Below are 12,570 nucleotides of genomic sequence, written 5' to 3' on the forward strand. Positions count from 1 at the left end.
GCCAACAGGGTCGGCGTCTGGTGTGCCGACCCCCGCATTCATTCAGGGATTTCCCACTTGATTTTAATCATTTCCTTTCACGACAATGAGCACGTGTCGCGTGTCACCCAGCATCTGAAATCCAACTATGAAGTGCTCGATCTGGCGTCGATACCGGTTCACACGCGGGTACATGCCTATGCCGGTGCCGACGCCGATAGGTTGCTGATTGATACGGGTTCGGGGAGGCGGATTGACCTCGACACCGTGGGGGCCGTCTGGCATCGCCGCATCAGGCCGTTCGCTATCGACCCTGTGGTGACAGATGAAACCGCGCGGCTTTTCGCCCATTCCGAAACGACCGAGGCGGTACAAGGATTCTGGTACGCGATGCCATGTTACTGGATGAACCATCCCACGGCGGATGAGATGGCTTTGCGGAAGGTGGTTCAGCACCGTGTCGCACACCGGCTGGGTCTGCGCATCCCCGAAACACTGGTGACCAACGGCCCGGACGAGGCGCGCGGTTTCATCGAACGCCATTCGGCCAAAGGGGTTGTTCGGAAAGCGTTTCGTAACATTGCGCAGGCCCCGCGCGAAACCATCAAGGTCGGCCCGGCGGAACTGGCATTGATCAACAGCGTGCGCTTTGCCCCGGTGATCCTGCAGGAATACATCCCGCTGGCGCTGGATATCCGGGTGACCGTGGTGGACGATCAGATATTCGCCACCTCGTTCAAATCCGACCCGCAATACGAGGTCGATTACCGCCCCGGTGTAGGCACGGCGGATGTGCAGCCGTATGACTTGCCCGATGATGTGGCAGACCGGCTGATGAAGCTGATGGATCATTTCGGTCTGAAATACGGCGCCGTCGATTTCCGCCTGACGCCTGACGGCGAGCATGTGTTTTTCGAGGTTAACCCGGCTGGCGAATACCTCTTTGCCTCGGAACGTACCGGCCAGCCCATTCCGCAAGCCATCGCTGCCGTGCTGGATCGGCATGCGAAAGGTTAGGGGCTTGCGTCAGATCAGCCCGATCCGATCAAGACCCCCGCCGCAAAAACCAGCGCGCCGCCCAGAACCACCTGAAAGGCAGCCCGAAAGAACGGTGTTTCCATAAAACGGTTCTGAATCCAGGCGATGGCCCAAAGCTCGATAAAGACCACGATGATGGCAATAATGGTCGCAGTCCAGAAATCGGGGATCAGATAGGGCAGGGCGTGACCCAACCCGCCGACGGTGGTCATGATACCACTGGCAAATCCCCGTTTCACCGGGCTGCCCCGGCCCGAAAGTTCGCCGTCGTCGCTGGCCGCTTCGGTAAAGCCCATCGAGATGCCAGCGCCGACCGATGCCGCCAGACCGACAAGGAAAGTGGTCCAGGTGTCCTGCGTGGCAAAGGCGGTGGCGAAGATTGGGGCGAGGGTAGAGACCGAGCCGTCCATCAACCCCGCAAGCCCGGGCTGCACCCAGGTCAGCAGGAATTGCCGCTTGGCGGTCTTATCCTCGGTGGCCAGCGTTTCATCATCGAGATGCTCGGCCTCCAGTTCTCCGGCGCGGACTTCGTGCCCGGCCTCGGCCGCGGCCAGATCGCCCAGCAGTTTGCGGGTGGCGGCGTCCGACGTGCGGGCGGCAGCCTTGAGGTAGAAACGTTCGGCATCACGCTCCATCGCAGCGGCTTCATCGCGGATGCGCTCAAGCCCAAGGTTTTCCACCAGCCAGACCGGACGACGGGCATAGAAACCGGCCACATGTTCGCGGCGGATCAGCGGAATCACTTCGCCAAAACGGCTTCGGTGCAGGTCGATGAGTTGCTGCCTGTGGCCATCTTCCTCAACCGCCATGCCGTCAAAGACCTTTGCGCTGTCGGGAAAATCGACGCGCAGCATCTCGCCGTAACTGCGGTAGATGCGGGCGTCATCTTCCTCGGACGAAATCGCCAGAGCAAGGATTTCCTGTTCGCTCAGATCAGAGAAGCGGCGGCGGGAAGTGACTCCGGGGATCATGATGAACTCCTGTATTAGAATCATTCTAAATTAGTGGCTCTGTGTCCGGGATCAAGGGGCATCAAGCGAGCCAGTAGCCAAGCGGGAATGAATCGCTAAACTCCCCGCATGAACTAAGCATATGATTCTAGGGAGGAATGAAAATGCATAAGTTTCTGGGTGGCGTAACCGCCGCGACATTAACGCTCGCCTTCGCGTCCGAGGCCTTGGCGACGGAGTGGAACGTCTCGCTCTGGGGTAAACGCCGGGCCTTTACCGAACATGTCGAAAAGCTGGCCGAACTGGTGAGCGAAAAGACCGGGGGAGAATTTACCCTGAACATCAGCTATGGCGGTCTGTCGAAGAACAAAGAGAACCTTGACGGGATCTCCATCGGTGCATTCGAAATGGCGCAATTCTGCGCGGGATATCACCCGGATAAGAACCGCACCATCACCGCGCTGGAACTTCCGTTCCTCGGTGTGGCCAACTTGGATGAAGAGGTTGCCGTCAGCCATGCGGTTTACGGTCATCCGGCAGTGCAGGACGAGTTGGCGCAATGGAATGCCAAGCTGCTGATGACCTCGCCCATGCCGCAATACAATATCGTCGGCACCGGCGATCCGCGCGAGAAGCTGGCCGATTTCGAAGGCATGCGGGTGCGTGCCACCGGCGGCCTTGGTAAGGCGTTCGAGGCGGTCGGTGCGGTGCCCACATCAGTGACCGCGACCGAGGCCTATCAGGCGATGGAATCGGGCACCGTGGACACGGTCGCATTTGCCCAGCACGCTCATCTGAGCTTTGGTACGATCAACCAGGCAAGCTGGTGGACAGCAAACCTGAACCCCGGCACGGTGAACTGCCCGGTGGTGGTGAATATCGCTGCCTACGACTCCCTGTCGGATGCAGAACGCGAGGCGCTGGACAGTTCGATCCCCGAGGCGATTGATCACTATCTGGCCAACTATGGCGAATTGCTGAAGAAATGGGATGATGTGTTGGCCGAAAAAGGCGTGACCAAGGTGGAGATCAGCGAAGATGAGCTGAACGCCTTCCGCGCCAAGGCTGCTGATCCGATCCGTGCCGCATGGATTGCCGATATGGAGGGTCAGGGCCTGCCCGGTCAGGAACTGGTCGATCTGATTGAACAGACGCTAAAGGACAAACGGGCGGCAAACTGATCTTTGGCGGGGCTGCGCATTCAGGTGCGGCCCTGCTGACGGGGCAAGGGGAACATGTCGGGGACATCAACTGTTTTGCAGGATGACAGCCTGCTCAGCCGGTTTGACCGTGGGCTGTTGAAGCTTGAGCGGTTCTTTGCGTTGCTCAGTGGTGTTGCTGCGTTTTCTCTGATGTTCCTGGCGGCCTATTCGGTTGGCGGACGGGAGTTCTTCGAAAAACCTCTCGCGGGATATGTTGACTGGATCGAGGCGCTGATGCCGCTGATTGCGATCATGGGCGTGGCCTATGTGCAACGCGATGGCGGTCATATCCGGATGGACATTCTGATCGGTGTGCTGAAGGGCCGGGTGCTTTGGGCGGTCGAACTGATTACGGTGCTCTTGATGCTGGTGCTGATGGTGGCTTTGGTCTGGGGTAGCTGGGCGCATTTCGATCGCAGCTTTGATATGTCCCGGCCGCTATGGTCACGCGATAGCTCGATCGATATTGGCCTGCCGATCTGGCCGATGAAATTACTCGTGCCGGTGGCGTTCGGAGTGCTGTGCCTGAGGCTGGTGCTGCAGGTCTGGGCCTACGGGCGGGCACTGGTGCTGGGGCTGGAACGGCCCGTGGTGGTGCCGCTGCACCGGTCGGTGGCCGAACAGGCCGAAGCCGAAGCGCATCAGCTGGAAGGCGCGGATTGATGGGCTCAATCGAGATCGGCCTTTGGGTGACCGCAGGCATGCTGGGTATGGTCGTTCTGGGCATGAGGGTGGCGTTTGCGGCCGGGCTGGCCGGGTTTCTGGGACTTGTCTGGCTCAGGTGGAACGGTTTCGATTACGATCCTGCACGGTTTGGCAAGGCGCTCGAGATCAGCGTCAAGGTGGCGGGGCAGGTGCCGCATTCGAAAGTGTCAGCCCATGCGTTGAGCCTCATTCCGACTTTCATCCTGATTGGGTACCTGGCTTACTATGCGCGATTGACAACTGCACTCTTCGAGGCGGCGAAACGCTGGATTGCCTGGGTGCCCGGGGGGCTGGCGGTATCGACTGTGTTTGCAACGGCGGGCTTTGCGGCGGTGTCGGGTGCGTCGGTGGCGACGGCGGCGGTCTTTGCGCGCATCGCAATCCCCGAGATGCTGAAGATCGGCTATAACAAGCAATTCGCCGCAGGAGTCGTGGCAGCCGGGGGCACCTTGGCCTCGCTCATTCCGCCCTCGGCCATTCTGGTGATCTACGCCATTATCGTTGAGCAGGACGTGGGCAAGCTTCTGCTGGCGGGGTTCATTCCGGGTGCGTTTTCGGCGGTGATCTATGCGCTGCTGATCATCTGTATCGCGCTTGTGTTCAAGAATGTCGGCCCGCCGGTGGGGGGCTTCACTTGGCGCGAACGCTTCGTGGCGTTATTGCCTGCGTTGCCTATCGTCGCGGTCGTGGTGATCATCATCTTCTTTGTCTACAACCCGTTTGGCGATGCCTGGGGCACGCCGACCGAAGGAGGCGCGGTGGGCGCGTTCATCGTCTTCTTGATGGCATTGGCACGAGGGCTTAGATGGGCGCAGCTCAAGGAAGCGCTGATTGAGACTGCCAAGCTGACGGTGATGATCTTTACTATCATCTGGGGGGTGCTGATCTATGTGCGGTTCCTCGGTTTCGCTGACCTGCCCGGGGCGTTTGCCGACTGGATCACCTCGCTTGAGATGGCGCCACTGCTGATCTTGGTCTGCATCTTGCTGGCCTATGCAGTGCTCGGCATGTTCATGGATGCGATCGGCATGCTGCTTTTGACTCTGCCGGTCGTCTACCCCGCCGTCATGGCACTGAATGGTGGCGAGTCTGTGAGTGCCGCTGACAGTGCCTTTGGCATGAACGGGACGATGTGCGCGATCTGGTTTGGTATACTGGTAGTGAAAATGGCCGAATTCTGTCTGATCACGCCGCCAATAGGGCTGAACTGTTTTGTTGTGGCGGGGGTGCGTGATGATCTGACGGTGCAGGATGTCTTTCGCGGTGTCACGCCGTTCTTTGTTGCTGATGCGATCACGATCGCCCTGCTAGTGGCGTTTCCGGGTATCGTTCTCTGGCTGCCATCGCTGGCAGGGTAACTGGCGGTTGCCAAATTGAGTGCGCTGACGCGCACGCTTTTCCCCTCGTCATTCGCGCTTCACGCTGCTTCCTCGAGTTGGCGACCGGTGTCATCGATCCGCTTAAATAACCTAACGTCGCGTTTGTCGCGGACGGAGGGAGGCGTGGGAAAAGCCAGTCAGAACAAGCTCAGATCGGTTTTTGTAACGTTACGTCAAAAAAGTGAACTATTTAGTTCATTTTACCCTTGCAAGCTGAACTACACGGTTTATTTATCATAATGTGAACTGATTAGTTCAGAAAGGAAATGAGATGAAAAACCCCCTTATCGCTTTCGTAGTTGCCCTTTCGTTGACTGCCTCGCCCGTGATGGCGCAGAGCTTCGACATGGGGAGCCTGACACCCACCCTGGATTTCCCTGAACCAAACCCTGAACCGGTGACTCAGGACAGAACTGGAATCGACAAATAGACCTCTCACGACCGGGCGGGCAGGGTGACCTGCCCGCGCACCACGCAGATTTGCTTGCGGCAAGCACCCTGACCTGACTAGACTGGCAAAGCTCAGCTGGAGAATGTGCATGACGGCAATGGCCGCGGAAATCAAAAAAGGCCGTAAATTCGATCAGGTTTTAGAAGGAGCGCGCAGCATCTTCATGCGCGACGGTTTCGAAGGGGCCAGCGTGGATGATATCGCCCGTGCTGCGGGTGTATCGAAGGCTACCCTGTATAGCTATTTCCCCGACAAACGCCTTTTGTTCTCAGAAGTTGCGCGGATAGAGTGTAACCGCCAGGCGGAAGAGGCGCTGGAGGTTATTGGTGTTGAGGCACCCATCGAGATCGTGCTGCACGAGGCCGCCAGCCGGATCGTGCGGTTTTTCCTGTCAGATTTCGGCCAGCAGGTGTTTCGGATCTGCGTGTCTGAATCCTATCGGTTCCCCGAGCTTGGGCAGCGGTTCTACAATTCCGGCCCCGCGTTGGTGCGCGAACGTATGTCACAGGTGCTCGCGCCTTATGTCGAACGCGGCATATTGAAGATCGACGATATGGATTTGGCCGCCAACCAGTTTGGCGAGCTGTGCAAGAGCGATCTTTTCGTGCGGTGCCTGTGTGGCGTGGGGTGTGATTTGACAGAAGAAAATATCGAACGTGTGGTCTCTGGCGCCGTCGAAATGTTCCTGGCACGCTACAAGGCGTGAAAATCGTAACCTAACAAAATACTTACGATTTGTGCGTGGGCGATGAAACTTACCGCCTGAAACACACGTGCCTGTTCTTGTCTGACATAGAAGAGGACATAAGCATGACGCTGCCAAACCACTTTCCGTCGATTACAGATCTATGCAACGACCGAAAAAGAACAGTTAGTCAGGTGTGCCAATCTCGAAAGTGAGAGACGCCCAATGGCTGTTCCAGGCAAGATCGGTGTCGGCATCATTCAGCTCCATATGAACAGCGTTCAGCAAATACCGCCCCGCGTGGCCTATCGGTACCATCGCCTGTCCGTTCTCATCGGTCACGATGGGCGTGAGCGTGGTCTCTCCGGCCAGATGAAACACATTGATGCGTTGTTGTGCCAGCGGCGCACCCTGCCAAAAAAGTTGAACCGGCAAGGTGTCTTGCCCCGGCGGCAGGGCATAGGGCGAGGCAAGGGCGATCAGCTCGATCGCCAGACCAAGCTCTTGGTCTGCGTCACCGGCGCGCACCGCACCGACCTGGACCAGCGATTTGGCATAGCGGCGATACCCTTCGATAAAGCCGGTCCTGGGCAATCCGGCCGCAATATGCGCCGCAACCGCCCAATCATTGCCTTCATAGGCGACATAGGTGTTGAACAGTTCCCAATCATCGAATTTCAGCCGGTCGGTGGTGGAGGCATAGGCCAGAATGTGCAGCCCCTCGGGCAAGCCGGACAACTGGGCTGCAGGGAGGTCGCCGATGGTGCCATCGATGTCATGCGTGCCCGTCGGGCCGGTGACGGTAAAGCTCTCAAAACGACTGGGCAGGAATGGGAAGGTGCTGCCCGAATAATTCTGTCCGACCTTGAGATGCGCTTCAACCGTTTTGCCCGAGGGCAGGATATGCTCTATGGGGTCGAGCCAGAATTCATGGGCGGTGGCAGCGATAGGGCAGCACACCCACAGGGCAAGTAAAAGGGAACGATTGAACATGTCTGCCAGTAACACCCGATACAGGGCCTATGAGCAAGTGTCGATCGACATGGCGCGTCTCTTGGTAGCTGTGGCGATGACGATGATATTGCTTGTCGCGAATGCTGCGCGCGCGCACGAACTTAATCCGGCCATCGCCAATATCGAACTGCGTGGCGATGGCACGGCCAACCTGTCGCTGTCGGTTAATCTTGAAGCGCTTATTGCCGGTATCGGCCCTGAACACGACAACACCGAAACGGCACCGCAGGCTGCGGTCTATGAAACGCTTCGCCAGCTGCCCCCTGAAGTATTGTTGCGGGACTTCGAAGAATTTGAACCGCGATATCTGGCCGGGTTGAGCGTAGCGGCGGACGGTGTACCGCTGGTGTTGGAGCGATCCAGCGCGTATATCCCGCCGGTCGGCGATACCAATCTGGTCCGTCGCACGACATTTGAATACGCGGCGCAACTCCCTCAAGAAGCAGCGGTGCTTGAGTGGCGCTATGATGCAGAATTTGGCCCGCTGGTGCTGCGTGTTGCCCGTAGCGGCGAAGCGTCGCCGTTCTATGCCAACCTTCTGGCTCCGGGCGCGGCTGAAGTGGTTGAGCTGTCGGCAAACGGCAAACCCGCACCGACCGGCGAAACGCTGCAGCGCTATATCAAGCTGGGCTTTGATCACATTCTGCCCAAAGGTCTGGATCATGTGCTTTTCATCATCGGCTTGTTCTTGCTGAGCGCCCGTCTGAAGCCGTTGCTGGTGCAGGTCACGACCTTCACGCTGGCCCATTCCGTGACCCTAGCGCTTGGGTTGTTGGGGTGGGTCACCATTCCGGGGTCGATTGTCGAACCGCTGATCGCACTGTCTATCGTTTTTGTAGCGGTCGAGAATATTTTTACCCAGAACCTGCACCGATGGCGCACGGCGATTGTTTTTGGTTTCGGCCTGCTGCATGGGTTGGGTTTTGCCGGTGTGCTGCGCGAGTTGTCGGTTGAAAGCGGGCAGTTTGCCGCCAGCCTTATCGGGTTCAACATCGGCGTTGAGCTGGGGCAGGTGGCGGTTGTGCTGTTGTGTTATCTGGCGGTTGGCTACTGGTTCGGTGCGCGGAGTTGGTACCATGCCCGCATCGTGGTGCCGGCGTCGGTTCTGATTGCCCTGATCGCGGGATACTGGTTCTTTGAACGCGTGGGCGTTATCGCCTAAGGTGGCCAGAGGCAAGACTGTGTCAGCGGCCGCCCTGAAGGATGGGTCAGCACATCCCTGCTCAAGCCTCGTGCCGGTTGGTCCAAAGCTCCCATTGAAAGCGTGTCCGCACGCCCAAATCCAGAAACGGGCGGCGGGGCAGCAACTCGGGCGCACCCAGACTTTGCATGTCCGCGATCAGGGGATTGTCGCGACCTGTTGCCATATCTGCGGCCAGAATGCCGCCGAAGGTCCCTTTGGTTACGCCCACCGCGTTCTGACACACTGCCGACCAGATATTCGGCGCAAGCTGACCAAACCCCGGTGCCCCGTTGCGCGACAGGCAGACGATGCCACTCCATGTATGCTCCATCCCGACGTCAGGCAGCATCGGAAATCGCTGATCAAACAGGCGCTTGTGCCGGCGCTTGACCATCGCCTGTTCGGAAGCAGTCACCCGTTGATTTGGGCAGTAGCTCAGCCCCTGGCGGATCAAGATACGGTGGTCATTGGTGTAGCGCATGGTGATGCCAGCAAAGGCGTTCACCGGTGTCAGCCCCCAGGGTGCCTGGACGCCAAAGGCGCGCTGTTCGGCCTCGGTCAGGCGCCGCGACAGGCTGGCATGGGCGACCAGATGCAGAAACCGGCGCGGAAAGAACCCGAACTGTTCAGAAAACCCGTTTGCGGCCATGATCAATTTCGGCGCCCGGACCGTGCCGCCGGGGGTGGTGAACTGCACCCCATTTTCGAACCGCGCTTCGATGACCGGCGAGTTTTCATATAGTGTGACATTCGCAGGCAGGTTATCGGCCAGCCCACGGGTCAGTGCCGCCGGGTTCATCAACACACAGCCGGGGGTGTAAACCGCGGCGGTGAAATGATCCGAGCCTAGTTTGGCGCGCAATTCATCTCCTTCGATCCAGCTATAGGGTTCTTTCAGCGCCTCGAGCTCTTTGACGAAAGGTTCCAGTACATCTTTGGTTCCACGTGGCGATACAGCGGTGTGATATTTGCCATGACGGGCCCAGTCGCAGGCGATGTCATGGGACGTTACTGTCTCTTCCACATGTTCAATCGCCATCCGCGCCAGCCGCATGAAGCGATGCGAACCTTCAAGCTCATCCAGCGATGAGCCGACATTATGCGGCAGGTCGATACCAAAGCCCGAATTGCGGCCTGAGGCATTTTCACCCGCCTGTCCAGCTTCGATCAGGGCGATGTGTTGATCCGGGCAGTTCTCGGCCAGTCGCCGCGCCGCCGCCAGCCCCGCATAGCCCGCGCCAAGCACGATCCAGTCGGCGCTGACATCACCTTGCAAGGCGGGCTTTGGTGAACGCTTCGGAAGGATCGCGCTCCATCCGTTGGTCTTGTCGTCTTTGGGCAGGCGGTTGATATTCATGTTCTACTCTTCCGCCCAGTTCGCGGGCTCAATCGCGTAGAATACGAGTGCCTCTTCGGCGATATAGGTCAGCTCCGTGCCGTCGGGCAGCCAGATACACTCCATCGGTCCGGCCACCAGATCGCCGTTGTGGGTGCGAACGGTTAATTGTCCCTCCAACACCAGGATCACCTCGTCATATTGGATCGTCCATGGAATCTCCGCGTCGCTCATGCGCACGAACCCGCTGCCAAGACGTGTGCCCTCGCCGCCTGTGCCGGTTACGACTGACACCTCCGCCATATGGCCATAGGCAAATCGCGGCGTGAATTCCGCCGCCGACAGCGACACGACGTGTGCATGGGCTTTGCGGCTCATCGACTTCTCTCCCAACGATGTTGACGCAAACCATACATACCTGTATTGATCCATGCAACCCTGTATGGAAATCAACTGATGCCGATTCAAGCCAACACCTGTACGACGGACCGCCAGCCGCGTCTGACTGGCGATGATTGGGTCGAAGCGGCGCTTGCGCTTCTGGTGCAGGACGGGATCGAGGCGGTGCAGATCACCGTGTTGGCGCGCAAGCTGGGCGTCACCCGTGGCAGTTTTTACTGGCACTTCGACGGCCGTGAGGAATTGCTTGCAGCGCTACTGGGCGAATGGCGCGCCCGCAATACCGGGGTGATGATCGAGGCGGTTGCCGACAAGCAGACGCTGGATGACGGTATTTTGGCGCTCTTTTCTGTCTGGACGGACCATTCTCGCTTCGATCCTCAATTGGATCAGGCGATCCGCGATTGGGCACGCTATGCCGATGATCTGCGCCCTGTACTGCAAGCGGAAGATGACGCCCGCGTCGCAGCCATTTCTGGATTCTTTCAGCGCCACGATTATGAGCCGACCGAGGCATTCATCCGCGCCCGTATCATCTATTTCACGCAGCTCAGCTACTATGCGCTTAACATGCAGGATCAGGAAGCGCCCGAGCAGCGTCTCAGTTACCTGTCAGCCTATTTCATGGGGTTCACCGGTCGTGAAATTGACCCGTCGACCGCTGAAAAATATCTCAGGACGCTGTTGCCCGAAGGGCAAGGCGCTTGACCGCCCGGCGCTCTGGCGGCAGGAGCGGGCGGGTCGCCAAACGTCAAAGCGAGGCCATCCGGCAATTCGATACCGCATGGCGGCAATGGGTAAATCCCTACCCGCCGATCGAACAGTTCAGCGCGGATGAAATCGAAGCAATCCATCGGGCCTCGCTCAAGGTGCTGTCAGAGACCGGAATCAAGGTGCTCAGCGCCCCTGCGCGGGAATACTATGTCAACGCGGGCATGAAGCTTGGCGAGGATGACGTTATCCATTTCGACCCCGACTTGATCATGGAACTGATCCGCAAAGCCCCTGACACAGTGACGCTGCACAGCCGCGCCAAGGATCGTAATGTGATCATCGGCGGGCGCAATGTCGGGGTGACAACCTCGGCAGGCTCTCCCAACTGCTCTGACCTGCAGGGGGGCCGCCGTCCCGGCACGCTCGCTAATTTTGAAAACTATTGCAAAGTGGCGCAAAGCTTCGACGTGATCCACCTTTTTGGTCCGGTGGTCGAGGCGCAGGAACTGCCGATGAACCTGCGACACCTGCAAACAACCCGTTCGGTCATGACGCTGACCGAAAAAATCCCATTCGTCTATTTCCGAGGCAAGCAGGCGATTGCGGATTGTTATGAAATTCTGCGCATCGCCAACGGGCTGACCGATGATGAGTTCCGGAATACCCCGACCTGCTATTCGGTGGCCAATTCGAACTCGCCCCTGCAGCTTGATGGGTTGATGTGCCGCGGCATCATCGACAGCGCGCGGGCGGGCCAGATGATGATCCTGACCCCGTTTACCCTTGCCGGTGCGATGGCACCTGTCACCATCGTGGGGGCGCTTGTCATGCAAAATGCCGAAGCGCTTGCAGGGCTTTGCCTGTCGCAGATTGTCCGCTCCGGTGCGCCGGTTTGTTACGGTAGCTTCACCAGTAACGTAGACATGAAAACCGGCGCGCCTGCGTTCGGCACCCCGGAATATGTCAAAGCCGCCTTTGCGTCGGGGCAGTTGGCGCGCCGCTACAACCTGCCGCTCAGATCATCGGGGCCCACGGCGTCGAATGCGCCGGATGCGCAGGCGGCGTACGAGACGCAGATGTCGCTTTGGGGTGCGTTGATGGGGGGTACCAACCTTCTTTTGCACGGTGCCGGGTGGCTGGAGGGCGGGCTCACCGTCTCGGCCGAGAAATTCATCATCGATATCGAAGTGCTGCAGATGTTTGCCGAGATTTTCAAACCGCTTGAGGTGACCGATGAAACGCTGGCACTGGAGGCGATCACCGATGTCGGCCACGGCGGTCACTTCTTTGGTACGCAGCATACGCTGGACCGGTTCGAGACGGCGTTTTATTCGCCGCTCTTGTCCGATTGGAGCAATTTCGAGAACTGGAGCGAGCGTGGATCGGTCGATGCCACCACCCGCGCCAATCAGATCTGGCATCAGACGCTTGAGGCGTATCAGCCGCCCGAGTTTGACCTCGCGCGGCTGGAAGAGATGGACGATTTCATCGCCCGACGTACCGCCGAAGGCGGAGCAGATATCTCGCGTTAAGCG

At 58.7% G+C, this 12,570-nt stretch carries 13 protein-coding genes; 9 read left to right on the forward strand and 4 right to left on the reverse strand.

Annotation, left to right across the window (positions count from 1 at the left end; all coding sequences use genetic code 11):
- Positions 1-57: 57 nt before the first annotated feature.
- Complete coding sequence (locus tag LC334_RS05860; RefSeq protein WP_085799325.1) at positions 58-996, forward strand: ATP-grasp domain-containing protein; 939 nt, start codon at positions 58-60, stop codon at positions 994-996.
- 14 nt (positions 997-1,010) lie between these two features.
- On the opposite strand, the gene mbfA is transcribed toward LC334_RS05860, so the two are convergent.
- Positions 1,011-1,988 (reverse strand): iron exporter MbfA, encoded by a 978-nt coding sequence (mbfA, locus tag LC334_RS05865; RefSeq protein WP_085799531.1) that lies wholly within the window; start codon positions 1,986-1,988, stop codon positions 1,011-1,013.
- A 143-nt stretch (positions 1,989-2,131) separates the two neighbouring features.
- On the opposite strand from mbfA, the gene LC334_RS05870 reads away from it, so the two are divergent.
- From LC334_RS05870 to LC334_RS05890, 5 genes are all read left to right on the forward strand, one after another.
- Entirely contained in the window at positions 2,132-3,148 is a 1,017-nt protein-coding gene (locus tag LC334_RS05870; protein ID WP_085799532.1) for a C4-dicarboxylate TRAP transporter substrate-binding protein, read from the forward strand.
- A gap of 54 nt (positions 3,149-3,202) precedes the next feature.
- Complete coding sequence (locus LC334_RS05875; RefSeq protein WP_085799326.1) at positions 3,203-3,832, forward strand: TRAP transporter small permease subunit; 630 nt, start codon at positions 3,203-3,205, stop codon at positions 3,830-3,832.
- Positions 3,832-5,232 carry a TRAP transporter large permease gene (locus LC334_RS05880; RefSeq protein ID WP_085799327.1) on the forward strand — a complete coding sequence of 467 codons (1,401 nt, stop codon included), beginning with the start codon at positions 3,832-3,834 and terminating at the stop codon, positions 5,230-5,232. The genes LC334_RS05875 and LC334_RS05880 overlap by 1 nt, the downstream gene beginning before the upstream one ends.
- 292 nt (positions 5,233-5,524) lie before the next feature.
- Positions 5,525-5,683, forward strand: a complete 159-nt coding sequence (locus LC334_RS05885) for a hypothetical protein (protein WP_176237636.1) — start codon at positions 5,525-5,527, stop codon at positions 5,681-5,683.
- 109 nt (positions 5,684-5,792) lie between these two features.
- Positions 5,793-6,410 carry a TetR/AcrR family transcriptional regulator gene (locus tag LC334_RS05890; RefSeq protein WP_085799328.1) on the forward strand — a complete coding sequence of 206 codons (618 nt, stop codon included), beginning with the start codon at positions 5,793-5,795 and terminating at the stop codon, positions 6,408-6,410.
- Between the two features lie 165 nt (positions 6,411-6,575).
- Here LC334_RS05890 and LC334_RS05895 read toward each other — a convergent pair whose 3' ends face one another.
- Positions 6,576-7,382: a DUF4198 domain-containing protein gene (locus LC334_RS05895; RefSeq protein WP_085799533.1), complete on the reverse strand. Its 807-nt coding sequence runs from the start codon at positions 7,380-7,382 to the stop codon at positions 6,576-6,578.
- Between LC334_RS05895 and LC334_RS05900 the strand changes: the two genes are divergently transcribed.
- Positions 7,381-8,565: a HupE/UreJ family protein gene (locus LC334_RS05900; protein WP_176237637.1), complete on the forward strand. Its 1,185-nt coding sequence runs from the start codon at positions 7,381-7,383 to the stop codon at positions 8,563-8,565. The two genes, LC334_RS05895 and LC334_RS05900, sit on opposite strands and share 2 nt — an antisense overlap.
- A gap of 61 nt (positions 8,566-8,626) precedes the next feature.
- On the opposite strand, the gene LC334_RS05905 is transcribed toward LC334_RS05900, so the two are convergent.
- Both LC334_RS05905 and LC334_RS05910 read right to left on the reverse strand, forming a co-directional pair.
- Positions 8,627-9,943, reverse strand: a complete 1,317-nt coding sequence (locus tag LC334_RS05905; RefSeq protein WP_085799330.1) for an NAD(P)/FAD-dependent oxidoreductase — start codon at positions 9,941-9,943, stop codon at positions 8,627-8,629.
- 3 nt (positions 9,944-9,946) lie between these two features.
- Positions 9,947-10,300 (reverse strand): ethanolamine utilization protein EutQ, encoded by a 354-nt coding sequence (locus LC334_RS05910; protein ID WP_085799331.1) that lies wholly within the window; start codon positions 10,298-10,300, stop codon positions 9,947-9,949.
- Between the two features lie 78 nt (positions 10,301-10,378).
- On the opposite strand from LC334_RS05910, the gene LC334_RS05915 reads away from it, so the two are divergent.
- Together LC334_RS05915 and LC334_RS05920 are read left to right on the forward strand one after the other, a co-directional pair.
- Positions 10,379-11,029: a TetR/AcrR family transcriptional regulator gene (locus tag LC334_RS05915; RefSeq protein WP_085799332.1), complete on the forward strand. Its 651-nt coding sequence runs from the start codon at positions 10,379-10,381 to the stop codon at positions 11,027-11,029.
- Positions 11,026-12,567, forward strand: a complete 1,542-nt coding sequence (locus LC334_RS05920; protein WP_085799333.1) for a trimethylamine methyltransferase family protein — start codon at positions 11,026-11,028, stop codon at positions 12,565-12,567. The genes LC334_RS05915 and LC334_RS05920 overlap by 4 nt, the downstream gene beginning before the upstream one ends.
- Positions 12,568-12,570: the final 3 nt, after the last annotated feature.

Source organism: Roseovarius aestuarii (assembly GCF_019966515.1).
Lineage (GTDB): Bacteria > Pseudomonadota > Alphaproteobacteria > Rhodobacterales > Rhodobacteraceae > Roseovarius > Roseovarius aestuarii.

Coding starts and splice junctions, on each gene's coding strand:
- LC334_RS05885 (WP_176237636.1), top strand. CDS start 5,525: ATGAAAAACCCCCTTATCGCTTTCGTAGTTGCCCTTTCGTTGACTGCC.
- LC334_RS05895 (WP_085799533.1), bottom strand. CDS start 7,382: ATGTTCAATCGTTCCCTTTTACTTGCCCTGTGGGTGTGCTGCCCTATC.
- mbfA (WP_085799531.1), bottom strand. CDS start 1,988: ATGATCCCCGGAGTCACTTCCCGCCGCCGCTTCTCTGATCTGAGCGAA.
- LC334_RS05870 (WP_085799532.1), top strand. CDS start 2,132: ATGCATAAGTTTCTGGGTGGCGTAACCGCCGCGACATTAACGCTCGCC.
- LC334_RS05915 (WP_085799332.1), top strand. CDS start 10,379: ATGCCGATTCAAGCCAACACCTGTACGACGGACCGCCAGCCGCGTCTG.
- LC334_RS05910 (WP_085799331.1), bottom strand. CDS start 10,300: ATGAGCCGCAAAGCCCATGCACACGTCGTGTCGCTGTCGGCGGCGGAA.
- LC334_RS05875 (WP_085799326.1), top strand. CDS start 3,203: ATGTCGGGGACATCAACTGTTTTGCAGGATGACAGCCTGCTCAGCCGG.
- LC334_RS05900 (WP_176237637.1), top strand. CDS start 7,381: ATGTCTGCCAGTAACACCCGATACAGGGCCTATGAGCAAGTGTCGATC.
- LC334_RS05880 (WP_085799327.1), top strand. CDS start 3,832: ATGGGCTCAATCGAGATCGGCCTTTGGGTGACCGCAGGCATGCTGGGT.
- LC334_RS05890 (WP_085799328.1), top strand. CDS start 5,793: ATGACGGCAATGGCCGCGGAAATCAAAAAAGGCCGTAAATTCGATCAG.
- LC334_RS05905 (WP_085799330.1), bottom strand. CDS start 9,943: ATGAATATCAACCGCCTGCCCAAAGACGACAAGACCAACGGATGGAGC.